Genomic DNA, 23,241 nt, shown 5'->3' with positions numbered 1-23,241 from the left:
ATGAAGATAAAGAACCTGTTGAGAATACCCCAAAGCAAATATCCCGTCAAGGCTATTTTGCGCTGGTTGTGGCACGCTTGGCGCGGCAACCGGCTTCAGGCCGTGCTCAACGCCGCGCTCGGACTGCTCGGCGTGGCTGCCAGCTTGATGTCGGTGTGGGCTGTTCAGAATGCCATCGACGTGGCATCTCATGTCCGCAGCGGCTCGCTCTATGCGGCAGTGGCGCTTATGGGCGTGTTTGTGCTTTGCGACTTTGGCGTCAGCATAGCTTCGGTATGGGTGAGAAACATTCTCGGCATAAAGGCGCAGAACCGCATGCAGCAGCACATGCTCGACCGCATACTGCGCTCAGAGTGGCGCGGACGCGACAGCATGCACAGCGGCGACGTGCTCAACAGGCTTGAGCTTGACGTAAGGACTGTAGTGGAGTTTCTTACCGAAACCATGCCCAACACGCTTTCGGTGGTGGCTCTTTTTCTCGGCTCGTTTTTCTATCTGTTCTCGATGGACGCCATGCTGGCCGTTGTCATCGTGATAATGCTGCCGTTGTTTATGCTTGTCAGCAGGCTATATGTGGGGCGCATGCGCAGTCTTACGCGCAACGTTCGCAACTGCGACAGCCGCGTGCAGAGCGTGCTGCAGGAAACCATACAGAACCGCATGCTCATAAAGACCCTTGAAAAGGATGACGCCATGGTGGAGCGGCTTGAGGCAACGCAGAGCGAACTGCGGCATAATGTGGTAAGGCGCACGGCCTTCTCGCTGTTTTCGAGCTTTGTCCTCAACTTCGGCTTTGCGGCAGGCTATCTTATCGCCTTTCTGTGGGGAGCCATAAGGATGTACGGCCACACGCTGTCTTTCGGCGGCATGACGGCCTTTCTGCAGCTCGTGGCGCGCATACAAGGGCCGGCACGCAATCTGACAAAGCTTGTTCCTCAGTTTGTGTCGGTGCTCACGGCGGCAGAACGGCTCATGGAACTTGAGGAAAATCCGCTTGAGGAACAGGGCGCTCCGCTGCATGTAGCTGCCGACGGTGGGGTGGGCGTGCGCTTCGAGAATGTAGCTTATGCCTATGCCGACGGCGAACGCGAGATAATGAATAACTTTTCGTTCGACTTCACTCCGGGCAGCTGTACTGCCGTGCTCGGCGAGACCGGCACCGGCAAGACCACTCTTGTGCGCATGATTCTTGCCCTGATACGCCCTGACTCGGGGCGTGCCGTGATATACAACGGACGAGGCGAAAGCTACCAGTTGTCGTCGCTCACGCGCTGCAACTTTGTATATGTGCCGCAGGGCAACACGCTGCTGAGCGGCACCATTCGCGACAATCTGAGGCTTGGAAACCTTTCGGCCACTGACGATGATATGCTCAACGCCCTTCATCGTGCCTGTGCCGACTTTGTCAGCGAGCTGCCCGACGGGCTCGACACCGTATGCTCTGAGTCGGGCGGGGGACTGAGCGAAGGTCAGGCGCAGCGCATAGCCATAGCCCGGGCGCTGCTGCGCGACGGCAGCGTGATGCTCTTCGACGAGGCTACAAGCTCGCTCGACCCTGACACAGAGCGCCGCCTGCTTGCCAATCTGCTGGCAGACAGACAGCGCACCATCATCTTTGTAACCCACCGCATGGCCGTGGTAGACTATTGCGACCGTGTGCTGCGCATGGAGCGCCTCTGACTCTTCGTGTCGTGCCTGCACATATGCTGTCGTTCAGGCATGATGTTTGTAGTGAATTTTATTAACCAAAATAAATTTTAGCGTTATGAAAAAACTTATCTTTATGGCGGCTTTCGCCATCATGACTGTCCTTGGCGCTGCGGCTCAGGATGCCGACTCGCGCTATGCCACCGAACTGCTGAAGCCTGGAACTGAGGCTCCCGACTTCACGCTGAAGGACATCAACGGCACAGAACACACGCTCAGCCAGTTGCGCGGAAACTATGTCGTGCTCGACTTCTGGGCTTCGTGGTGTCCCGACTGCCGAAAGGATGTGCCCATGCTGAAGGAACTTTATGCCAAATACGGCGAGCGCATCAAGTTTGTAAGCGTGTCGTTCGACGACAAAAAAGAAAATTGGAAAAACTATGTTGAGGCCAACGGCATGAATTGGCTGAATGTCAGCGAACTGAAGAAATGGAAGGAAACCCAAATTTCGCAGATGTATAAAATCAAGTGGATTCCTGCCATGTATCTTATCGACCGCCAGGGCAAGATCATCCTGTCAACGGTTATGATAGAGAAAATGGCTGACAAGCTGAAAGAACTTCACGAACTTTAAGCTGAACCGTTCATCATAATCCTGTTGGATTATCGTTTTATACAGAGCGTCTTGCCGTCTGCTTTTTCGCATGAATAGAGCTTATGCCATGGAAAGGCCGACGGCAAGACAAATAAATAATAAATCATAAATATTGCTGGAAAATTCATGGGATTTCGTATATTTGTTCCATGTCTAATATTTCGCATTTTAATATGAATAAGTCAGACGAATTTTTCATACCCGACAACGAGGTTAAATTTTCAGAGGAACTTGATTATAGCCGAGTGGATGAATGCATCCGTTCGGTCGAGGCATTTTCGCGAATATCTTATCAGAGTGTCTATATCATCGATTATTTCAAGCAGAATTTTTTGTATGTGTCACCCAATCCTATGTTTCTGTGTGGACAATCACAGGAGCGTGTGAGAGAGTTAGGCTACCGATTTTATCTCGATTATGTTCCGGAAAATGAGCTGTCATTGTTGTTGAGTATAAATAGAACAGGTTTTGCTTTCTACAATGATATCCCAGTTGAGGAACGCAAGGATTGGTATATCTCATACGACTTTCATATTCTCAACAAAGGACGAAAAATCCTTGTCAATCATAAGCTGACACCACTTAGACTCACTTCCGACGGTCGTGTATGGCTTGCATTATGCGTAGTGTCGGCGGCAACACATACCGATGCTGGACATATAGAGATGCACCATATAGGTACATCTGATTTCTTTGAGTATAATACCGTTTCTCGCAAATGGAAAAGAAAACAGATTCCTACGCTTACAGATGGAGAAAAATCTGTACTTACACTTTCCATGCAGGGATATACTATGGTGGAGATTGCAGATAAACTATGCTTGTCTCCCGACACGATAAAGAAATATCGACAACGCATATTTGAGAAACTTGATGTACGTAATATCTCTGAAGCCATAGCCGCGGCCACGAACAACAAACTAATCTAAGTTCCTGCAAAGGTAGAATTTTGGAAAATATTTTACTTTGCGATTAACGGCGATGTTGACAGCTATCCGTGCACAGACGTGCGCCGCTGTTTTCAGAGCAGCCTCACTTGTTTTGCCTTCTCTTATTGCCGAAAGGGCAGAATATAACCACTCGCATCCTTCTATATTCCAGAAAGCACAATAACCGGCCATATATTCAGCAACCCAAAAGCGCATATCACTTTTGTGATGTAATTCATTCTTGTCGTCAGGTTTTATTACAATTGCTCCTGCACCATATACAAAATCAAAAGGATATATTATAGGTATTGAAATGTTGTCCTTTAAACCGGAAATACAATCACCCACATACTCTATAATCATATCAACAGAGACAGTATCTGGATACCAGTCTGTTGATGAAATAATGGTAATTGACTTGAAACCGGATTTATACAATTCGGTCTTAATGTTGTTTGTAAAATCGGTAGATCCAGCAATCACAATCCTATAGTCTGAAATAAGGCGTATTTCTTCATTTGTCATATTCTTTATTATTTTTGAGGTGCAAAATTATGTCTATCTTCGACGATATGCCATACCTAAAAGTGTATTTTTTTACCAATAAACACATTTGTATACTTTTGGGTATTGCAAAGAGTTTACGACGGCTGTAATTTTGTATCAAAAACCAATAATCAATTTAATATGAAAACAATATTCACATTAATTGTTATGGCTGTTACTTCGGTTACAGCAATGGCCCAAAGTATAACTGGCAAGGTTATGGACGAAAACAATTCTCCTCTTGGCTTTGTTAACGTGGTTCTACTAAGAGCCGATTCTACCTATATAATAGGTACAGTTACTGACGAAAATGGGATTTTCCTTTTCAGTGAAGAACAGAGTAATGCCGAATTGTTAAAATTGTCTTCAATTGGCTATGCAGACAAACTTGTTGTCATTCCATCTTCTGGGAATCTGGGCATAATTACGCTTAATACGGAGAATGTAATGCTGGGAGAGGTGGTTGTAAAAGCAAACCGCCCTGTAACAACGATGAAAGGAGATGTCCTTGTCACTAATGTGGCAGGCTCTCAACTTGAGCATGCAGGTACGGCAAATGATGTTCTTACACAAGTCCCTATGGTTCTTGGACGTGATGGTAATTTCGAAGTATTTGGTAAGGGCTCTCCTGCTATTTATATAAATGGTCGTGAAGTCATGGATCTTACGCAACTATCTCAGTTGAGTTCTGCAGATATTAAAAATATTGAAGTAATAACAAATCCTGGAGCAAAATATGATGCCTCGGTAAAATCAGTTATTCGTATTCAAACAAAACGACCTCAAGGTGACGGCTTTGGCATGACTATTCGGACACAGGGTGTTATGCAAAAATATTTTCGTACCGTTGACCAAGCAAACTTCAAATTCCGTACAGGCGGACTTGAATTATTTGGCAATTTCGGCTATATGTGGGGTAAATTCCAAAGTAGCAACGAAGTTGATATGCTCACACAGTCTTCCGTAATATGGAATCAGACGTTGGCTCAAGATGGAAATATGTGTACAAATGAGTTTTTTGGAAAAGCAGGCTTTTCATATATGTTCAGTGAAAATCATTCCATAGGAGCTTATTATTCTAATGGTTTTACGAAACAAAAGACAGAACATATTGGTATCAGTCAAATATTTACTGATGATATGCTTTATGATAATCTGGTAATGCTTGGCCGCACTAGAAATAACATACTCCCCAAACACCATGCAAATCTCTATTACAATGGTGAAATAGGCAAACTTGGAATAGACTTCAATATGGATTATATGTGGCGCAAAAGCAGGACGAATATGTGGAACGATGAGACAAGCGAGAATCAGGATAACTCTATTGTCAACTCCATCGGGGCAAATAGAAGCCACCTGTTTGCCGAAAGACTTGTTTTCAGTTATCCGCTATGGAAAGGAGGAATAGAAATAGGAGAGGAATATACATCTTCACGCTTCTCGTCTGATTACATTACAGATGCATCAATAATTGGTAGCTCAGCTTCTAACGTGGAAGAAAACAATATTGCCGGATTTTTTGAAATAGGCCAGTCTTTCAGAAATTTTAATGTCAACGTGGGTTTACGATATGAACATGTGAATTTTGATTATTTTGATAATGGCCAGAAAAAAGACGATCAAAGTAGAAGTTATAACAATCTTTTTCCATCGTTATCGCTGTCAACTAAGATTAAGAATGTACAGCTCTCCATAAGTTATACCCACAAGACACAACGTCCGGAATATGCAGATCTTGACGGTACTGTGGACTATATTAACCGGTTTACTCTTGAAAGTGGCAATCCATTTCTTAAACAGGAGAAAATACATTCTTTGGAGCTAATGGGAGCATGGCATCAGTTCTTCGGTCAGATTACCTATACCTATAAGAAAGACCCGATAATGAACACCACTTGTCCGTATGGTGATGATGGCGAGATAAAACTTATAACAATGGATAATTTCTCTAAAATTCAAGGCTTACAGGCTTTTTTAGGTGGGCAGTTTAATGTTGGTATATGGCAACCGAGAGTCAACATGGGAATTATGAAACAATGGCTGGCCATAGAATATTCAAATGGTCGTAAGAGGTTGGAAAACCCCATCGGTCTTGTGCAATTTCAAAATGCAGTTCATCTGCCTTTTGATATTTGGATGAATGTGGATATGCAATGGATGAGTGCAGGAAACAGCGACAATACGTATCAGAAATCATCATCTTATCTCAATGCAAAACTGTATAAAGCTTTTTTCAATAATCGTTTCAGCATAACAATTGAGGCCAATGATATATTCAACAAAAGCAATCGTGATGTAACACTCATGAGCAAAGATGTTTCTATTTATAAGCTCAATACAACCAATAACCGTACTTTTATGCTTACTCTGAAATACACCTTTAACTCGACACGAGACAGGTACCGTGGACAAGGAGCAGGAGTAAATGAAATGAACCGTTTTTAAATTATATTTATATGAAAACATTTATAATTATATTTTTGTGGGTTGTCATAGCTTTGGCTGCCAAAGCAAAGCCTCATTGTCAAGGATTCAACAACTACGATGATAAGGTGACAATCGTTTTTACGGACAATCAAGTAGGAGAGCGATATTTGGTCTCAGATGTAAAACTCAGGTCGTCATCATGGAATGGAGAAGAATATTCTGCTACTTCTGTAAAAATAGCAGAAAAGAATGGCATAGTTACTGTAACACTTGTATTTCCTCATATTACCAAATTTTCAAATCCAAAAGTAACGCTTCGGGTTAATGGGAAAAAAGCCAAATTTAATGTATGCCAATAAAGGTGAATATTTATGGCATTTCTGCTGTTATTATATCACAATCATAATCTGTTTGGATTGTCATTCTATTATTATATAGCGTCTTGCCGTCTGTCTTTGTGTTGTTATAGAGGGCTATGCCATGGAAAGGCCGACGGCAAGACAAATAAATAATAAATCATAAATACTGCTGGAAAATTCATGGGATTTTGTATATTTATTTCATGTTTAATACAAAATCTACAAGCAGTATGCAAATTATAAATAGACTTTCATTTTTTCTTGTTGCCTTTTTGTTGGGGTATAGCTCTGTTTATTCACAAACACAGGCTGATGTGAAAATGGGTGAAATCCTGAATGGCGGTGATCTGTTTCAGTTAAGAAAAGAATATCCGAATCTAAAAGGCTCCGTGAGTGTGAAGATGCTTAATCTGGTGGCAGACGCTCAGTTAGGCATCGGATTTAATAAATTGGAAAATGCTGCCGTTGCCCTTGACAGCTTGTTGGCGCATCACCAAAACGAGCTTGGGGCACAAACGTCAATAGGTATGGCTGCTTTGCAAGGCATGAACCTCTTGAATTTGGGCATGTATGAGCAAGCCGGAAAAGTTGGAGAAAGTCTGGTGAATGCACTAAAGGAATCTGTTCCGTTTGAATCTCTTTACAGTTTTGTATTTATCGAAAAAGTTGGCAAAGCACTTGCCAATGTTCCAAAACCTTATCTTGAACGTCCTGATAGAGATGTTGCTGTGCCGTTAAGTGTTGAAACTGTGGGAAGAGGCAAACATATCTATATACCTGTAGAGGTAAACGGCATAACGAGAAACTATATTTTCGATACAGGTTGCTCTTTTGGCAATTTCGTTTCAGAAAAGTATGCAGAAGAAGTTGGTCTGAAAATTGTAGCTGATTCTATTCCGGTATCAGGTATGGAGATTGGTCTTGTAAAACTTGCTGTGGCAGATTCAATGAAAATAGGAGAAATGGTATATCATAATCCTGTTTTTATGGTTGCGCCTCCAGATCATGAGGTCGATTCGGTATTTGCTTTTGATGGAGTGATAGGTTACCACTTTATCAGGGACGCCAAAGAAATAATCATAGACAATGAGGCCGGAAAGTTTGTCTTTCCGCAAAAAGTGTCTGAGGAAGAGCCAAATATGTATCTGGCATCAAATACGCCTCAAGTAAGAATCGGCTATAACGGAAAGCCTTTTGACCTGATTTTTGATACAGGAAATGTAAAGTCAGACTTGGGGAATAAATTTGCTAAAACATTTCCTGATGCCATTGACGGATTGGCAGAACAGGTTACTTCCCGTGGAGGCTTTGGCGGAATATCGCAGATAAAAGCAGTAACATTGCCAAATTTCTGTTTCGAGGCGGCAGGTACTAAGGTGACATTGCATAATACAGAAGTGATTACGAACACAGGAATAAACAGTCGGTTGTTTGCAGGTTCGTTAGGAGCAGATTTTGTGTTGTCATTCAAACGGCTTACAATCAACTATCAGAATATGTTTATACGTGGAGAATAATCGTGCTTTAATTAAAGCAACACATTAGTGTCCCATTTTAACGGGACACTAATGTGTTTTTATAATAAACTCGTCACTCGTCACATTCTTATGTAAATTATTGAATAACAGTGTGTTATAGTGTGACGAGTTTGTCGTTCAACTCGTCACATTGTTTTTGAGAAACCGGTTAATTGGATGTTTAGATGGGGCGATGACCTGTATGTGATGAGTTGAAAATGTAACTCGTCACGCTGTAAAATGTTGATATGCAGCGGTTTATGTGCCTTTGTGATGAGTGACGAGTTTCTCCGAAAACTTTTTTATGATTATATCGCATTGTCATTCCTGATATAGGTTTACTTCTGGCTGGCTTATTACCGGTTTTAGTTGTCTCATTCCTTTATCTCCAAAAGGTATGCTTCTACCTTGCGAAAGACCGCCTTTCAGCGTGTAAAAGCATGCCTTTTGCAATGCTGTCAGCCGTGTCTTATCCTGATAAAAGGGCAAAAAGAAAGGCTCCCTTACCTTTGCCTTGTGCGGCAAGTAAGGGAGCCTTTTGTATGGTTAATAACTGTATGTGTTATTTCTTCATTGTGTCAGGCAGCATGATAACCTTGATGCTGTTGCCGCCACCGATGATGACGTTCTTCATGAACTTAGCCATCTTCTCAGGAGTCATTTCGCTTACAATCTTCTTGTAGTCGGTGTTTGTGTCAACTCCGTACTCGTCGAAGCTCTGGATAACGCCCAGCCAGTAGTTGTTCTTCTTAACGTTTTCGTCAGCACGTTTCAGCATGAGTTCCTTAACCTTGCTGAGCATTTCAGCGTCAACTGTCTTGGTCATCTTAGTAACCTCGTCGTTCATGATGCCGATAGCCATGTCGCTCTTCTCAGGTTTCATCGGGCAAACACCGATGATGCATGTGAACGGAACGTCGCCTCCGAGTGATGAGTATCCGGCAGCTCCTGCAGAGTAGGCAGCGCTGGCTTCCTCACGAATCTTCTCCAGGTAGATCATGCTCAGGATCTGTCCTGCTGCGTCAGCGTAGATGCTGTTCTCGAGAGTGTAAGGAGTCTTGTTGTTATACCAGTACATGTAAGCGTTAGCCTTCGGAGTCTCCATCTTGCGGTAGAACTGGTTAACGGTGTTGCCCTTGTTGTAGGTAGTAACAGGCTTCCAGTTTTCCTTAGCGCCCTTTGCAGGCAGAGAAGCTATATACTGCTCGATGAGCGGACGGATGGCAGCCTCGTCAAAGTTACCGATGATTGTGAATGTGAAGTCGGCAGCGTTGGCTGTGCGCTCTTTTGCAATCTGCAGAATGCGGTCGTAGTTAGCGTTCTCAACATCCTTCATCTCGATAGAGGCGAAGCGCGGGTTGTGCATGTAGAGAGTGTTCTTTACAGAGTCTGACAGTGCCATCTCAGGTGAAAGCTCCTTGTTCTTCAGAGAGGTCTTTATCAGTCCCACCATTGAGTTGTAGCTCTTCTCGTCCTTGTTGATGTTTGTGAAGTAGAGATATGTCATCTGGAAGAGAGTCTCAAGGTCCTTAGGAGTTGATCTTCCGCTTACAGTCTCGTGCAGGTTCTGCATTGTGAGGTCAACGTTAACCTGTTTGCCTGCCAGTACCTTCTGCAGTTCAGTGCTGCTGAAGTTGCCCAGTCCGCTGTAGCCGATGGCCATGTCGAACATCTTGATGTTAGCGTAGTCTTCCTTGCCGAGCAGAGAAGCACCACCCTTAGATGTAGCGCTGAGGATAACCTCGTCGTCCTTATAGTCAGTCTTCTTCAGCAATACTCTTGCACCGTTAGACAGTGTGAGCTCTTTGTAGCCGAACTTAGCGTTCTCTTTCTCGCTCTTGATGCTGCCTTTCTTGGGCAGAACGCTTATCAGCGGCTCGTTCTTAACGTTGTCAACCCATGCTGTGAGCTGCTCAGCGTGAACGCCGTCGATGGCCTTCTTGATAGATTCAGCTGTAGGATATTTAGCACCTTCCTTCTCTGTGTAGAATGCCACTACAACTGTGTTGGTGTCAGTCTCGCTTATCAGCTCCTTGGTAATCTCGTTGACAGCTTCAACAGGGATAACCGGAGAAATCTGCTGCATTATCTGATACTCGTCTTCGATTGAAGGCATAGGCTCGTTGCCGAGGAAGTTGTCGCGGTAGATGTCACCGTATATAGCGTTGTCGCGCTTGTTGCGGTTGGTGTAAACCTTCTCGAGTGAGCTCATATAGTCGGCCTTGGCGCGCTCAAACTCTGTGGCTGTGAAGCCGAACTTAACGGCACGCATAACCTCGCGTGTGGCTGTGCTGATGGCCTGCTCGCTCATGCCCGGTTTCGGCAGGATAACCAGGGTGAATGCCTTGGTTGTAGAAGCCAGGATGAAGTCGCTGTCGTAAGCGTAAGCCTGAACGAACGGACAGTCAGGATTCTGCTGTATTTCCTGCAGACGTGCGTTGAGCATCTGTGTTGAGAGGCTTACTGCATAGTTCTGAACGAGATATGCAAGGCTGCCTTTCAGGCTGTCTGGCACTTCGGGGTGCTTGTACATCAGCTGTATGATGTCAGTCTGCTGCTCTTTGTCCTTGTCTACGATGATAATAGCCTCGTTGTTGTCGGGCACGGGCTCGTTGACAACCTTCGGAGCGTTAGGATCAAGCTTGATGCCGCTGAACAGCTCCTTGATCTTAGCCTCAGTGCGGTCAACGTCGATGTCGCCGACTACGATGATTGCCTGGTTGTCGGGACGATACCACTTGTGGTAGTACTGACGGAGAACTTCAGGTTTGAAGTTGTTGATGATCTCCATCTTACCGATAGGCATGCGCTGTCCGTATTTGCTGCCCGGATAGATCTTCTCGAGGTTGCGGTCGAACATTCTTGTCTGTGCGTCAGTGCGCAGGCGCCACTCCTCGTTGATCACACCACGCTCCTTGTCGATCTCCTTGGGGTCGAGTGTAAGGCCGTTAGACCAGTCTTTCAGGATGAGAAGACAAGAGTCGAGAGCCTCAATGCGTGTAGAAGGAACGTTGCATATTCTGTATACGGTCTGGTCTACGCCTGTGTATGCGTTGAGGTCAGAACCGAACTCTACGCCGATAGAGCGCAGGTATTCAATGAGGTTGTTGCCCTTAAAGTTGTCTGAGCCGTTGAAGGCCATGTGCTCAAGGAAGTGAGCCAGACCGCGCTGGTCGTCGTTCTCCTGGATAGAACCCACGCGCTGGGCAATGTAGAAGTTAACACGATTTTCCGGATAACCGTTGTTGCGGATGTAATAGGTCAGTCCGTTGGCCAGCTTGCCAGTCCTCACTGCCGGGTCAACCGGGATGGGAGGCATCTGCATGCCCTGAGCCATGATGCCCACTGTGCTTGCCAAGAACAGTGCGGCCGTGATGATTAGATGTTTTATTTTCATAAAAAAGAGTTTAAAATAGTTCAACAAAGATAGTTTTTTTATCTCTCGAATGTTGTTACTGGTTGTTATATTTAATAAATTTTATACGTTTTGTATGCAAAATTGTTACTTTCGTGTAAATACCATGCTGTAAGCCGGTTTATGTTTCCTCCCGGTATTCCAGAATGTCTCCTGGCTGGCACCCCAGCTCGCGGCATATTGCTTCGAGCGTGGTGAAGCGTATGGCCTTGGCCTTGCCGGTCTTCAGGATCGACAGATTAGCCTGCGTAAGCTCCACTCTTTCGGCCAGCTCGCCTAGCGAAATCTTACGCTTGGCCATCTCCACGTCGAGATTTACTATTATTTTACCCATACTTGTTGCTTTAGAGTTGTTTACGTAGGTTATTATATCGTGAGTTCCTGTTCCTCTTTCATCTTCAGTCCGATGGAGAACGACTCTGCCATTACAAGAGAGAATAGTCCGAAGAGTATCGTTCCCGTGTACACGGCGTCTGAATATCCGATGGTGTAGCCCGTCAGGCTGAACGTCTGTGTGGCGGCATATACGTCGTTACAGTATTTTATCGTTGCCAGCAGACCTATTATCACCATGCACCAGCCTATGCGTTTAAGGTATTTCGTGTTCTTCCGTGTGAAGATGTTGTTGCGGTTGATGTTCAGCACGAAGCGTATGAACGACACCAGCGTGATGATGCCTGCCACCATTATTGCTATGCCTATGATTACTGACAGAATGCTGCCTGCTGTGCCTGAAGAATCCTCTATCGGCAGGTTTATCTGTGTTGGCCATGCCTTATACGACTTGTTCGTTGCGCTGTCGGTTATGGTTATTGCGTTGCGCCATGTGATTTCGTTCGGTATGAGCGAAACAACGCGATAGCCGTCCACGCTTTCAGTGTTTGTCTCTTGGATGTGCTTGGCTGACTTATATCCGCTGACCATGCCGCTGAACATAAGGTCGGTGGCCATCAATATGTCTACGATGATAACGGCGAAGATAAGCAGGCAGAATATGTTGAGCTTTGTTTTCATCTTGTTGCGTATTTTTCATAAAAATGCCCGCCGCCCTGTTTTCTCGGCCGGCGGGCAGGCCTTTATTTATTTAGTTAGAGAGAGTCGTTGTTGCTGTCATTTCATGTCGGCCAGCAGGTTGGCGGTGTAGTCGCTTAGCAGTACGTAGTTGTCGTTAAGCTCATACATGTTGCTGCTCTTGTTCCATGTGTAGCAGTCAACTCCCGTGGCGTTTCCGCTGATGCTGCTGTATGTCATGCGCTGGCTCTGCACGTAGGCGCTGTCGCTGTTCTTCCATACCTTCATGTCGAGCACAGTGTTGCCGGCGTTGTAGGTGTAGTCCATGCAGAGGTAGTTTTCCCATTCCTGCTTGTCGCTGTTCCACTTCATCACCTCTTTTCTTATCACGCGGTCCTGGTCGTCGTATGTATATTGCTTGCGTGTCTTGGCTGTAAGATATTTGCCGCTGTTGTCGTAAGTAACTATTGCGCTTACTTTACCGTCCTGCATCTCTGCGTTGTATGCGAAGCGGTTGTCAGAGTTGGATGTTCCTGCGATGCTTGTGAACAAACTCATAATTGTTGCGGCGGTAATTGTAATCAGTTCCATAATGCTATATTTTTTATTTCGTTATTATTCTTGTTTATTTAATTCTTTAATCTGTTTTGTCGTTAGACGTTCTTTGTTCTGAAAAACTACGTCGTGATATTGTCTTTTTAATATCCTGCGGGAAGCGGTGTTATCTAAATTCAATAATCATTTATCGTTTTTCGATATGCAAATGTATGAACTATATTTGAATGCTCCAAATATTTTCAATAAAAATTTATCGAAAAACGATAATTTAACACATTAAAACAATAAATCTTCGGCTTTTAACGGTCTTTTAACCGATACGGAGCCTTGTTTTATTGTTTTCAGATGTATATGAAGGTTAGTTTTTATGTGGCTGACAGCTTGATTTTTTTGCTGTCGGCATATCAGAATATTTTATAGTGCCATCTGGTAGATTTTCCTGTGTTCCGACCTGCCGGGGTCCGGCTGGCTTTCATAGCCCGGCATCTGCCTTTTTTATCCTCCTTTTTTCTCTCTCCGCAATAAAGCAAAAAAGGATGTAAATCAAGCATTTGAAAGATTTACACCCTTTTTCCCACCCAATAATATAAAGTTTGAGTATAAAAAGTATGTCAAGTGACTTTATATTTTCCAATAAGCCGCTATCTCTTTTATAATGACATTAAACTTGCAAAAAAGATCAATAGAATTATAATATGTTTAATTTTGTCATTTATGTTCTATATAATTTGTATTCTCAAGATAATATATTGCCTCCCCTCTATCTCCATTTTCCAAATCAGTTAATTCGATCTTAAATATTTTATAGGGCAGTGTTGTCGTTTTTTTAGGTTCACTTACTGTTATATAGTAAGCTATTCCGTATTCAGTTTCTTTATAATATTCTTTTATTTGCTGTTTCATCAAAACATCCACGCTTTCTCCATCAATCCATACTTTTATGCCTACCTTATCAATTGTCGGAGCTATGTTATCACATTTGGCCGTATCAGCAGATGGCTTTTGAGTAATATTTGACAAATCCTCTTTATGTTGAGCGTTTTGTATGCCTTTATTTGTAAGAAATCTTGTTAAGCTCATAGGACGGACATAGATCTGATAGGCTGGTACAGCTCCGGGGATTTGAAAAACGTGCATTCCGTATGCTTCCATTCGGTTATATTGTATATTTAAAGTTGTATCTCTGTCTGCAATAAAATTCCAACCCCAAAACTCCAGTCTCAGATTCTCATTATTTGTTCCCACTTTCATTGTATGAGGATAAGTATCCATATTTATAGCACCTATGTTGCTGTATTTGCCTTTTGGTATATTTATTTGATATTTCCCTTTTTCGTCAGTTTTAGTCTCAAAGAGAATATCAAAATTTGAATTTTGGAACATAACAGAACAATTATCAATAGGATTGCCGTTATAGTCAGAAACTTTTCCTGTTATTGTTACCAGGTCTTTTTGCTTTTGTGCACTAATTGTTGAATTTAAACAAAAAAGCAGAAGTAAAATACTTAATAATTTCATTGCGTTTATTATTATAACGTGAGTTCGACGAATTGTAAATGCGTGTAAATTTGGTGATTAGCGAAAATTGTTGTAACTTTATAGTGCTGAAGAACAAAGTATTACAAACAATAATCGCTATGATCATCGAGAGCAAAGTTATAGAATTATTTTGTATGGCAGACGATTTAGCTTCGCTGATTTATCGTTTTTCGATATGCAAATGTAGAAACTATATTTGAATGTTCCAAATATTTTCAATAAAAATTTATCGAAAAACGATAATTTAACACATTAAAACAATAAAACGCCGGCTTTTAACGGTCTTTTAACCCAAACAGACCTTTATTATTAGGGCAGATTGCTGCTTTTCATTGAGCGGATGAAGGCATAAATAAACAAGACAGATAGAACTTATATGCTGTATGATGATTCGGGGTAAGCTTATGGTAATATGCTTTGATGAAAGCTGTTCATCGGGCAGGCCTGAATAAAAATATGGGCTTTACCAAGCCACAAAGGTACGGTAAAGCCCATTATCCCAGAAATAGTAATTGTTATAAGCCTGCTTTTTCGTAGGGTATATACTTAAAGTATTCGTCAAATTGATCAGTACGCTTTATATAATAAGTTTCGCCACAGCCGTTTAGCTGGATTTGGTCTGGTGTAAACGAGATGAATGACCAGTAAATTCCGCCATCAGGACTAAATACGCAAGCGTTGGGATTAAACTTGCTATTGTCGATATTCAAATCGTTTGCGGCGATATTATAATTGTCAGGTTCAATATATGATGTCATTTCTCCGGTATTATCGTTGCGCATCATACGAATGTTCTGAAAAAACAGTGTGCCATTATTGTTGTTGGCTGTTGCAGCTGCCCTGATATATATCATACGGTCATTTACCAAATAGACAAACATATGGCGGTTTGTATTGACCTCACACATAAAAACGTCGCCATCTTTTCCATACTTAGCACCAAGTCTCCATTCCTGTAGACACTTACCGATGTCTAACTTGCTTTTGGCAATGGATTTTTCATAAGGCTTGCAGGTTGTTATCTCCTCTACCTTAGACATAACTTTATCTCCAATACGAAGAGTCTTAGCGGCAGTTCCGTTAACCGTCTTGACCTCGTCAGTGAGTGTAAGAGGCGTAGTGGTTTCAACGACAAATGCCGAATCTTTGTAAGTGGTACAGCTATATATGTCTTGTGTAGGGATATTGAGAAATGCTCTCAGACCTGTTGGAGTTTTCTCAAAGAACATACAAATGCTGTCTGTTATAACCGCTTCTGCATCATTTGAAGCCCAGACTCCACGATATTTTGAAAAATCACTTGCATAAGATGTGCTGTGGATTACGAGGGCAAGTAAAAAAGCAAAAAGTAATTTTTTCATAATCTGTAAATATTAAGATAAAATAATTTATTTCAAAAGTTTACGGTCGGTATCACTACTTTCCAATATGCTCATTTGATGGATTGCTATTTGGTTTAGCTTAATCAGACGTTCACTTTGTGCTATATTTTGTTCGATAAAAATGGCATTTAGATTTTCCATATTCGACAAACAGATAAGTTCGTTGATAGTAGCATAATCACGGATGTTTCCTTTCAGTTCAGGATTTGCTTCTCTCCATTGTTTTGCTGTCATACCAAACATCGCCACGTTCAGCACGTCGGCTTCATTAGCATAAATCATGTTTGCTTGCATTGGTGTTACTTCCATAGGAATAAGATTCTTCTTTATGGCATCAGTATGTATGCGATAATTGATTTTTGACAATTCACGTTTCGCTGACCAACCGAGCAGCCTTTGTTCTTCTGTCTTTAACCGCTGATACTCCTTAACAAGAAGTAATTGGAATTTAGGAGAAATCCACATGCCAAAATGATATGCTATATCCCGATGTGCATACGTGCCGCCATAGCGGCCTGCCTTCGAACGAATGCCGATTGCGCTGGTTCTTTCTATCCATGTTTTTACTGAAAGAACGAAATTGTTGCTTCCTGCCGCATTTTTAATTGTACCGAATTCGGTACAATTAAAATCGGGATTGTATAACATTTCCCATTCGCCAAGATACTCAATAGTACTTTTAAGACTAAGCCAACGGAAGATAATATGCTCTTGCAGTTGGCTTCGTGCCATGTCTGTAAGGCTGATATAGTCTTCTTCATTGTACTTTACAATGCTAATATCTGTATTTTGAACGGTAATTTTTGCCATTGTTAATGATGAGTTGTGGTTTACGCAAAGTTAAGCAAATATTCTGAATTCCGCATATGTGTTTAATGCAATATATCGGATTTTAACAAATAGCACAAAATATACGTTTTATTACTGCTAAAATAGAGATTATTGTTTTATTTCATTATGAAAAACATTTATTGCGAGCATAGGTGCCGGAATGCTTGTCCCACGCCTTTGCCGGCTTATTCTTCCACCTTATTATCCTTTGCTGTTATGTTTCTTGGATGATGGTTCAGAATTTCCTCGCGCAGCGTGTGCGTGTCTATGTGGGTGTATATCTCGGTTGTACCTATGCTTTCGTGCCCCAGCATGCTCTGTATGGCGCGCAGGTCGGCTCCGCCTTCAAGCAGGGCTGTGGCAAAGCTGTGGCGCAGTGTGTGCGGACTTATCGTCTTCTGTATGCCTGCCTCGGCACCCAGCCGCTTTATCATTATAAGAATCATGGTGCGGGTGAGGTGTGCGCCTCGGCGGTTCAGAAAAACGTAGTCTTCTTCGCCCGGCTTTATGTTCATGTGGCTGCGGTCTATAAACCAGTATTTCAGCTGCTTTATGGCATTTTCAGATATAGGCACGAGCCGCTCCTTGTTGCCTTTGCCCATTATTCTTACGAACTGTTCGTCGAGATAAAGCGCAGACATCTTCAGGTTTACAAGTTCGCTGACGCGCAGTCCGCAGCTGAACAGCACCTCTATTATGGCCTTGTTGCGCTGTCCTTCCCATTTGCTCAGGTCTATTGCCTGCTCCAGTCTGTCCACCTCTTCCGTGGTGAGCACCTCGGGCAGATGGTCGCCGAGTTTTGGCGATTCGAGCAGTTCTGTAGGGTCGTCCTTGATGTATCCGTCAAGATACAGATATTTGTAGAATGCTCTCACGCCGCTTAGAATCCTGCATTGTGAGCGAGGTGATATCCCTATGTCGTGCAGTGAGGCGGCAAAGCATTGTATGTCGCTTAGTTTTGCCGTTTCCGGACTGATGCCGTTGTCCTTCAGAAATTTTAATAGCTTGTTGATATCAAGGATGTATGCTTCGAGCGTATTGCCTGAATAATTACGCTGAAGTTTCATGTAGCGGATGTATTTGTGTATAATGTTGTCTTGTTCTTTCTGAATCATCTTTGCTTTATTCTGTATTTTCCCGGCTTTAGCGTCATGGCCATGTCTGCACGGCAGGATTTATTCTACAATCGGTTCTTAGACAGCATATAGTTTTATCTGTCTTGCTTATCTGTGCTTTCAGCCGTCTTTTGTTTTCTGTTGTCGCCTTTTCGTCCGTCTTTCTGGCCATAGTCTGCCATGCTTGCGAAAGTCAGACGGAAATCAGCTCAATATAAGGCTGAAATACAGGCTGAACTCTAACGCCCGGTTTTAGCTTAAAAAAATCCGGGGACCGACATGCCCCGGATTTTTATTTCTCAGCCAAGTTGAGCGTGTGGTGTCGCCTTGGCCGTATTTTCTTGAGTGTTATTTGATTACTCCGAGTTCCTTGCCTACCTTTATGAAGGCGTTGACAGCCTTGTCGAGATGCTCTCTCTCGTGGCCTGCCGACAGCTGTACGCGTATGCGGGCCTGGCCTTTAGGCACTACGGGATAGTAGAATCCTGTTACATATATGCCTTCGTCCTGCATGCGGGCTGCAAAGTCCTGCGACAGTTTTGCGTCATACAGCATAACTGCGCATATAGCGCTCTGCGTAGGCTTGATGTCGAATCCGGCAGCGGTCATCTTGTCGCGGAAATATTCAACGTTCTCCATCAGCTTGGCGTGCAGGGCGTTGCTTTCCTTCAGCATCTTGAACATTTCGATGCTGGCTCCTACGATGGCTGGTGCCAGAGAGTTAGAGAACAGATATGGTCTTGAGCGCTGGCGCAGCATGTCGATAATTTCCTTTCGGCCTGTGGTGAATCCTCCCATTGCGCCGCCAAACGACTTGCCTAATGTACCGGTGAATATGTCTATGCGTCCGTAAGCGTTGAACTTTTCAGCCACGCCGTGTCCTGTCGGGCCTACAACGCCGGCAGAGTGCGACTCGTCTACCATTACCAGTGCGTCGTATTTCTCGGCAAGTTCGCATATCTTGTCCATCGGGGCAACGTTTCCGTCCATAGAGAACACGCCGTCCGTTGCTATTATGCGGTGGCGCTGTGCCTGTGCTTCCTGCAGGCATCTTTCAAGGTCTGCCATGTCGGCGTTGGCGTAGCGGTATCTCTTAGCCTTGCAGAGACGGACGCCGTCTATTATTGATGCATGGTTGAGTGCGTCAGATATGATGGCGTCCTCTTCGGTGAACAAAGGCTCGAACAGACCTCCGTTGGCATCGAAGCATGCAGCATACAGGATGGTGTCTTCGGTCTTGAAATAATCGGAAATTGCGGCTTCAAGCTCTTTGTGCATGTCTTGTGTTCCGCAAATGAATCTTACTGACGACATTCCGTAGCCTCTTTCCTTCATGGCTTTCTCCGCAGCCTCGGCAAGGCGTGTGTTGTCAGAAAGTCCAAGATAGTTGTTGGCGCAAAAGTTGAGCACTTCCTGTCCGTCGCCAACTTTTATTCCGGCTCTCTGCGGAGTTGTTATTATACGCTCGTTCTTGTATAAGCCGGCGGCCTTTATGCCGTCCAGTTCCTTCGTGAGGAACTCTTTCATTTTTCCGTACATAATTCTTAGATTAAGTTTAACATCAATGTTTTCATTTTACAAAGTTCTTGTTTTTTTTTGAAATTAGAGTAAATAATCCGATAAATTTTGTTATAATATAATCTTTTCTTCATATCTTTGCATTATATGTATGCGCCGTTTTGTGTACGGCTGCTGCTTATTGCTGTCTCGGCATGCCGTCCATGTCTGTTGTCTTGGTGTGGCGGCGGTTCGGCAGGTTAACCTTAATTTGATGTTGTGCATGGCCATTTCCGGTGTGGCGTTGCCTTTAGGCAGCCGTTGTTGTGGCTGCCGGTGCGTGGTTGCCGTTGTTGTGGCGTGTCCATTGAAGATATTGTGCATGTATCAAGATTAATTGTAAATCTAATATTTATAGTATGAAAAATGTTTTAGTTATTGGCTCTACCGGCCAGATTGGGTCGGAGTTGACAATGAAGTTACGTGGACTTTACAATGGAAATATCGTTGCCGGTTATATTCCCGGAGCAGAGCCTAAGGGCGAACTTCTGGAGTCGGGACCGTCGGCGGTCGTTGATGTTACTAAGCCTGAACAGATAGGCGAGGTGGTGTCTAAATACAAGATTGATACAATATACAATCTTGCTGCCATCCTTTCTGCCGTTGCTGAGGTGAAGCCCCAGCTTGCCTGGACGATAGGCATGGGCGGACTTTTCAACGTGCTCGAGGTGGCGCGCGAGAAACAATGCGCTGTGTTCACTCCCAGTTCGATTGGCTCGTTTGGCGACAACACGCCCAAGGACAAGACTCCGCAGGACACCGTGCGCGACCCAAAGACCATGTACGGCGTTACGAAGGTTTCGGGCGAGCTGCTCAGCAATTATTATAATGTGCGCTTCGGCGTTGACACACGCTCTGTGCGCTTCCCCGGACTTATATCTTACGTTACACCTCCCGGAGGCGGCACAACCGACTATGCAGTTGACATCTATTACTCAGCCGTAAAGGGTGAGGAGTTTGAGTGCCCGATAGCTGCCGGCACATATATGGATATGATGTATATGCCCGACGGACTGCGTGCCGCAATAGAGATTATGGAGGCCGACCCGTCAAAACTGAAGCACCGCAATTCGTTCAACATTGCGTCTATGAGCTTTGAGCCGGAGATTATCTACAACAAGATAAAAGAATATATACCTGACTTCAAGATGGTGTATAAGGTAGACCCGCTGCGCCAGGCTATTGCCGAGTCATGGCCTAATTCTCTTGACGATACATGTGCGCGTGAGGAGTGGGGATGGAAACCCGAGTATGACCTCGACGCCATGACACGCGACATGATCGAGAAGCTCAGAAAGCGTTTCGGCAAGTAAATTTTCTTAGGAAGACATATATTATTATAGAAAGGCGCTACAGGCATTTTGCGATATGCCTGTAGCGCCGTTTTTTTATTTATGATTCGTGCGTTTATATGATTTTTATTAATTTTGCATCATAAATAAATGATGTTGTTTATGGCGGCACGCATGCTGCCGCTTGACATATAAATCCGCGATATTATGAAGATAATGATTATTAACGGTCCTAACCTGAACCTGTTGGGACGCAGAGAGCCCGAGATTTACGGCAGCAACTCTTTTGAGGCTTATCTTGACGAACTGAGAAAAAAGATGCCTGATGTAAACATCGACTATTATCAGAGCAACATAGAAGGCGAACTTATCAACAAGATGCAGGAAGTGGGATTCACCTACGACGGCATAGTGCTCAACGCAGGAGCCTACACACACACGAGCATAGCCCTGCAGGACTGCATACGTTCGCTGAAAGCTCCCGTTGTTGAGGTTCACATCTCTAACGTACACAAGCGCGAGGAGTTTCGCCATAAGTCAATGATTTCGTGCGCCTGCCTTGGCGTCATCTGCGGTTTCGGTCTCGACTCCTACAGACTTGCGATAGAAGGAATAATATTTAATTCATAATTCACAATTCATAATTCATAATTGGGAGGAAAGGAGGAAAATTAAAAATTAAGAATTAAAAATTAAGAAAGCGTCCCAATTATGAATTATGAATTGTGAATTATGAATTAGAAAAGTGAATTGTGAATTATGAATTATGAATTAGAAAACGTGAATTATGAATTAGAAAACTACGTTCTGTCCCATATCGACCCTGAGGGCGACTATCTTTACAGACTGTGGCGTGCCACTAACGTTCACTTGCTGCGCGGACGCATGGCGAGCGGACACCTGCAGGGCAGGCTGCTGAAGATGCTGGTGAGGATGATACGGCCGAAGAATATCCTTGAGGTGGGAACGTTCAGCGGATACAGCGCTATATGCATGGCGGAAGGACTGGAAGAGGGCGGAATGGTGTACACATACGAGATTAACGACGAGCAGGAAGACTTCACACGTCCGTGGATTGAAAACTCGCCCGTGGCCGACAAGATACGCTTTATCATTGGTGACGCAATAAAGGAGGCGCCCAAACTGGGCATTGAGTTCGACATGGCTTTCATCGACGGCGACAAGCGCACATATATCGAGTCTTACGAAATGGCGCTGTCCGTACTCCGTCCCGGCGGCTTCATCCTTGCCGACAACACGCTGTGGGACGGCCATGTGCTCGAAGTGCCCAAGAGCAGCGACCGCCAGACTGCCGGCATAGAACACTTCAACGACTACGTGATGAACGACACCCGCGTAGAAAAGGTCCTCTTGCCGTTGCGCGACGGACTGACGCTGATACGCAAGAATCCGTGAAGAGGCTGTAACGTGTGAGAAAATATTTCCTTGTCTTTCATATAATTTGTATTAACTTTTACTTTGTTGTAATTATAAAAGAAAAACAGAATAGTTAGTCGCCATCAATTTACTGATGGCGATTTTATTATTTCTTTACATTACCACGTAATGATCTTGTCTACAATAGATTGTTGTTCGTTTGCTGTACGACGTAAATAGATACGTGTAGTTTCTATACTTTCGTGTCCCATCAAGTCTGCTAATAGAGAAATATCATTAAATTTTTCAAGGAAGTTTTTTGCATATCTATGTCTAAATGAATGTGGATAGACAATTTTGGGATTTAATCCATATTTAATTGCAAAATTCTTTAATTGTTGTGCAATACCACGTGTCGTTATTCGTTCTCCAAACCGATTGAGGAAAAGATAACCACTATCTCTACTGTTTATTTTAAGCCATTCCCTCGCTTCATCTCTCAATTTCTTAGGGATAAATAGACGTCGTATTTTACCACCTTTAGTATAAATGTCATAAAAGCCAATATGTACATGTTCTACCTTCAATTGAATTAATTCACTAACTCTTGCACCTGTAGCTGCAAGAAAACGTACAACAAAGTACCATTCTAAATTATTTTCCTTTTTCAATTTATTTTTCAGAAAAATGTAGTCGGCATTGCTGATGACATTCTCTAAATATGTACGTTGCTGCACTTTTACTGATTTAAGACGTAAACGAGGTTTATGTAGATACTCAAGATACTTGTTCAACGCTTGAATTCGTAAATTTACGGTTTTGGGCTTAAACGTCTCTATAAGATACATTTTGTAAAGTAACAGATTTTTCTTCGTCAATTCCTTATATTGGGAATTGAAATCATTTACAGCATAAATGTATGCTGCAACAGTGTTTCTTGCCATGTTTGAATGGATTAGATAATCTTTGAATTTTTCTACCATGATAATTTATTTTATTATGTTTATTGTGGAATATACATTATTAACGTCGTAGATTAGTTGTTTTAGTTCCTATTATGAGAAGATTATTGCCACAGGGG

At 43.4% G+C, this 23,241-nt stretch carries 20 protein-coding genes; 9 read left to right on the top strand and 11 right to left on the bottom strand.

Annotation, left to right across the window (positions count from 1 at the left end; all coding sequences use genetic code 11):
* The 3 genes from QVO66_RS10890 to QVO66_RS10880 all read left to right on the top strand — a co-directional run bounded on the left by QVO66_RS10890 (position 1) and on the right by QVO66_RS10880 (position 3,231).
* Positions 1 to 1,680, top strand: a complete 1,680-nt coding sequence (locus QVO66_RS10890; protein ID WP_021855528.1) for an ABC transporter ATP-binding protein — start codon at positions 1 to 3, stop codon at positions 1,678 to 1,680.
* 85 nt (positions 1,681 to 1,765) lie between these two features.
* Positions 1,766 to 2,281, top strand: a complete 516-nt coding sequence (locus QVO66_RS10885; protein WP_021855527.1) for a TlpA family protein disulfide reductase — start codon at positions 1,766 to 1,768, stop codon at positions 2,279 to 2,281.
* 194 nt (positions 2,282 to 2,475) lie between these two features.
* Entirely contained in the window at positions 2,476 to 3,231 is a 756-nt protein-coding gene (locus QVO66_RS10880; RefSeq protein WP_021855526.1) for a helix-turn-helix transcriptional regulator, read from the top strand.
* On the opposite strand, the gene QVO66_RS10875 is transcribed toward QVO66_RS10880, so the two are convergent.
* The gene (locus QVO66_RS10875; protein ID WP_021855525.1) at positions 3,223 to 3,756 is read right to left on the bottom strand and encodes a hypothetical protein; all 534 of its coding nucleotides are present in this window, start codon (positions 3,754 to 3,756) and stop codon (positions 3,223 to 3,225) included. The genes QVO66_RS10880 and QVO66_RS10875 overlap by 9 nt on opposite strands.
* A gap of 162 nt (positions 3,757 to 3,918) precedes the next feature.
* Here QVO66_RS10875 and QVO66_RS10870 point away from each other — a divergent pair, with 162 nt between their 5' ends.
* The 3 genes from QVO66_RS10870 to QVO66_RS10860 all read left to right on the top strand — a co-directional run bounded on the left by QVO66_RS10870 (position 3,919) and on the right by QVO66_RS10860 (position 8,083).
* Positions 3,919 to 6,225, top strand: a complete 2,307-nt coding sequence (locus tag QVO66_RS10870; RefSeq protein ID WP_021855524.1) for an outer membrane beta-barrel family protein — start codon at positions 3,919 to 3,921, stop codon at positions 6,223 to 6,225.
* An 11-nt stretch (positions 6,226 to 6,236) separates the two neighbouring features.
* Entirely contained in the window at positions 6,237 to 6,566 is a 330-nt protein-coding gene (locus tag QVO66_RS10865; protein ID WP_021855523.1) for a hypothetical protein, read from the top strand.
* Positions 6,567 to 6,796: 230 nt separating this feature from the next.
* Positions 6,797 to 8,083, top strand: a complete 1,287-nt coding sequence (locus tag QVO66_RS10860) for a retropepsin-like aspartic protease (protein WP_021855521.1) — start codon at positions 6,797 to 6,799, stop codon at positions 8,081 to 8,083.
* 562 nt (positions 8,084 to 8,645) lie between these two features.
* On the opposite strand, the gene QVO66_RS10855 is transcribed toward QVO66_RS10860, so the two are convergent.
* The 9 genes from QVO66_RS10855 to kbl all read right to left on the bottom strand — a co-directional run bounded on the left by QVO66_RS10855 (position 8,646) and on the right by kbl (position 19,473).
* Positions 8,646 to 11,480 (bottom strand): M16 family metallopeptidase, encoded by a 2,835-nt coding sequence (locus QVO66_RS10855; RefSeq protein WP_021855520.1) that lies wholly within the window; start codon positions 11,478 to 11,480, stop codon positions 8,646 to 8,648.
* A 139-nt stretch (positions 11,481 to 11,619) separates the two neighbouring features.
* Positions 11,620 to 11,832 (bottom strand): helix-turn-helix domain-containing protein, encoded by a 213-nt coding sequence (locus QVO66_RS10850; protein WP_021855519.1) that lies wholly within the window; start codon positions 11,830 to 11,832, stop codon positions 11,620 to 11,622.
* Between the two features lie 32 nt (positions 11,833 to 11,864).
* Positions 11,865 to 12,512: a DUF2975 domain-containing protein gene (locus QVO66_RS10845; RefSeq protein WP_021855518.1), complete on the bottom strand. Its 648-nt coding sequence runs from the start codon at positions 12,510 to 12,512 to the stop codon at positions 11,865 to 11,867.
* A gap of 96 nt (positions 12,513 to 12,608) precedes the next feature.
* The gene (locus QVO66_RS10840) at positions 12,609 to 13,103 is read right to left on the bottom strand and encodes a DUF3836 domain-containing protein (RefSeq protein WP_262503072.1); all 495 of its coding nucleotides are present in this window, start codon (positions 13,101 to 13,103) and stop codon (positions 12,609 to 12,611) included.
* A 672-nt stretch (positions 13,104 to 13,775) separates the two neighbouring features.
* On the bottom strand, positions 13,776 to 14,585 hold the full coding sequence (locus QVO66_RS10835) for a carboxypeptidase-like regulatory domain-containing protein (RefSeq protein WP_021855516.1): 810 nt from the start codon (positions 14,583 to 14,585) through the stop codon (positions 13,776 to 13,778).
* A 536-nt stretch (positions 14,586 to 15,121) separates the two neighbouring features.
* On the bottom strand, positions 15,122 to 15,967 hold the full coding sequence (locus QVO66_RS10830) for a hypothetical protein (RefSeq protein ID WP_021855514.1): 846 nt from the start codon (positions 15,965 to 15,967) through the stop codon (positions 15,122 to 15,124).
* A gap of 27 nt (positions 15,968 to 15,994) precedes the next feature.
* Complete coding sequence (locus QVO66_RS10825) at positions 15,995 to 16,798, bottom strand: KilA-N domain-containing protein (protein ID WP_021855513.1); 804 nt, start codon at positions 16,796 to 16,798, stop codon at positions 15,995 to 15,997.
* A gap of 206 nt (positions 16,799 to 17,004) precedes the next feature.
* Positions 17,005 to 17,934: a site-specific tyrosine recombinase/integron integrase gene (gene xerA, locus QVO66_RS10820; RefSeq protein WP_021855512.1), complete on the bottom strand. Its 930-nt coding sequence runs from the start codon at positions 17,932 to 17,934 to the stop codon at positions 17,005 to 17,007.
* Between the two features lie 348 nt (positions 17,935 to 18,282).
* Complete coding sequence (kbl, locus tag QVO66_RS10815) at positions 18,283 to 19,473, bottom strand: glycine C-acetyltransferase (protein WP_021855511.1); 1,191 nt, start codon at positions 19,471 to 19,473, stop codon at positions 18,283 to 18,285.
* Between the two features lie 377 nt (positions 19,474 to 19,850).
* On the opposite strand from kbl, the gene QVO66_RS10810 reads away from it, so the two are divergent.
* The 3 genes from QVO66_RS10810 to QVO66_RS10800 all read left to right on the top strand — a co-directional run bounded on the left by QVO66_RS10810 (position 19,851) and on the right by QVO66_RS10800 (position 22,199).
* Positions 19,851 to 20,804, top strand: a complete 954-nt coding sequence (locus tag QVO66_RS10810) for an NAD-dependent epimerase/dehydratase family protein (protein ID WP_021855509.1) — start codon at positions 19,851 to 19,853, stop codon at positions 20,802 to 20,804.
* 186 nt (positions 20,805 to 20,990) lie between these two features.
* Positions 20,991 to 21,413 (top strand): type II 3-dehydroquinate dehydratase, encoded by a 423-nt coding sequence (gene aroQ, locus QVO66_RS10805; RefSeq protein ID WP_021855508.1) that lies wholly within the window; start codon positions 20,991 to 20,993, stop codon positions 21,411 to 21,413.
* Between the two features lie 129 nt (positions 21,414 to 21,542).
* Positions 21,543 to 22,199: an O-methyltransferase gene (locus QVO66_RS10800; RefSeq protein WP_021855507.1), complete on the top strand. Its 657-nt coding sequence runs from the start codon at positions 21,543 to 21,545 to the stop codon at positions 22,197 to 22,199.
* Positions 22,200 to 22,339: 140 nt separating this feature from the next.
* On the opposite strand, the gene QVO66_RS10795 is transcribed toward QVO66_RS10800, so the two are convergent.
* Positions 22,340 to 23,143 carry a tyrosine-type recombinase/integrase gene (locus QVO66_RS10795; RefSeq protein WP_021855506.1) on the bottom strand — a complete coding sequence of 268 codons (804 nt, stop codon included), beginning with the start codon at positions 23,141 to 23,143 and terminating at the stop codon, positions 22,340 to 22,342.
* Positions 23,144 to 23,241 lie beyond the last annotated feature (98 nt).

This window comes from Prevotella sp. CAG:255, from assembly GCF_000431195.1.
Taxonomy (GTDB): domain Bacteria; phylum Bacteroidota; class Bacteroidia; order Bacteroidales; family Bacteroidaceae; genus Prevotella; species Prevotella rara.
The sequence above is the reverse complement of the archived record's forward strand: the minus strand, read 5'-3'. Positions and strand labels throughout refer to the sequence as shown.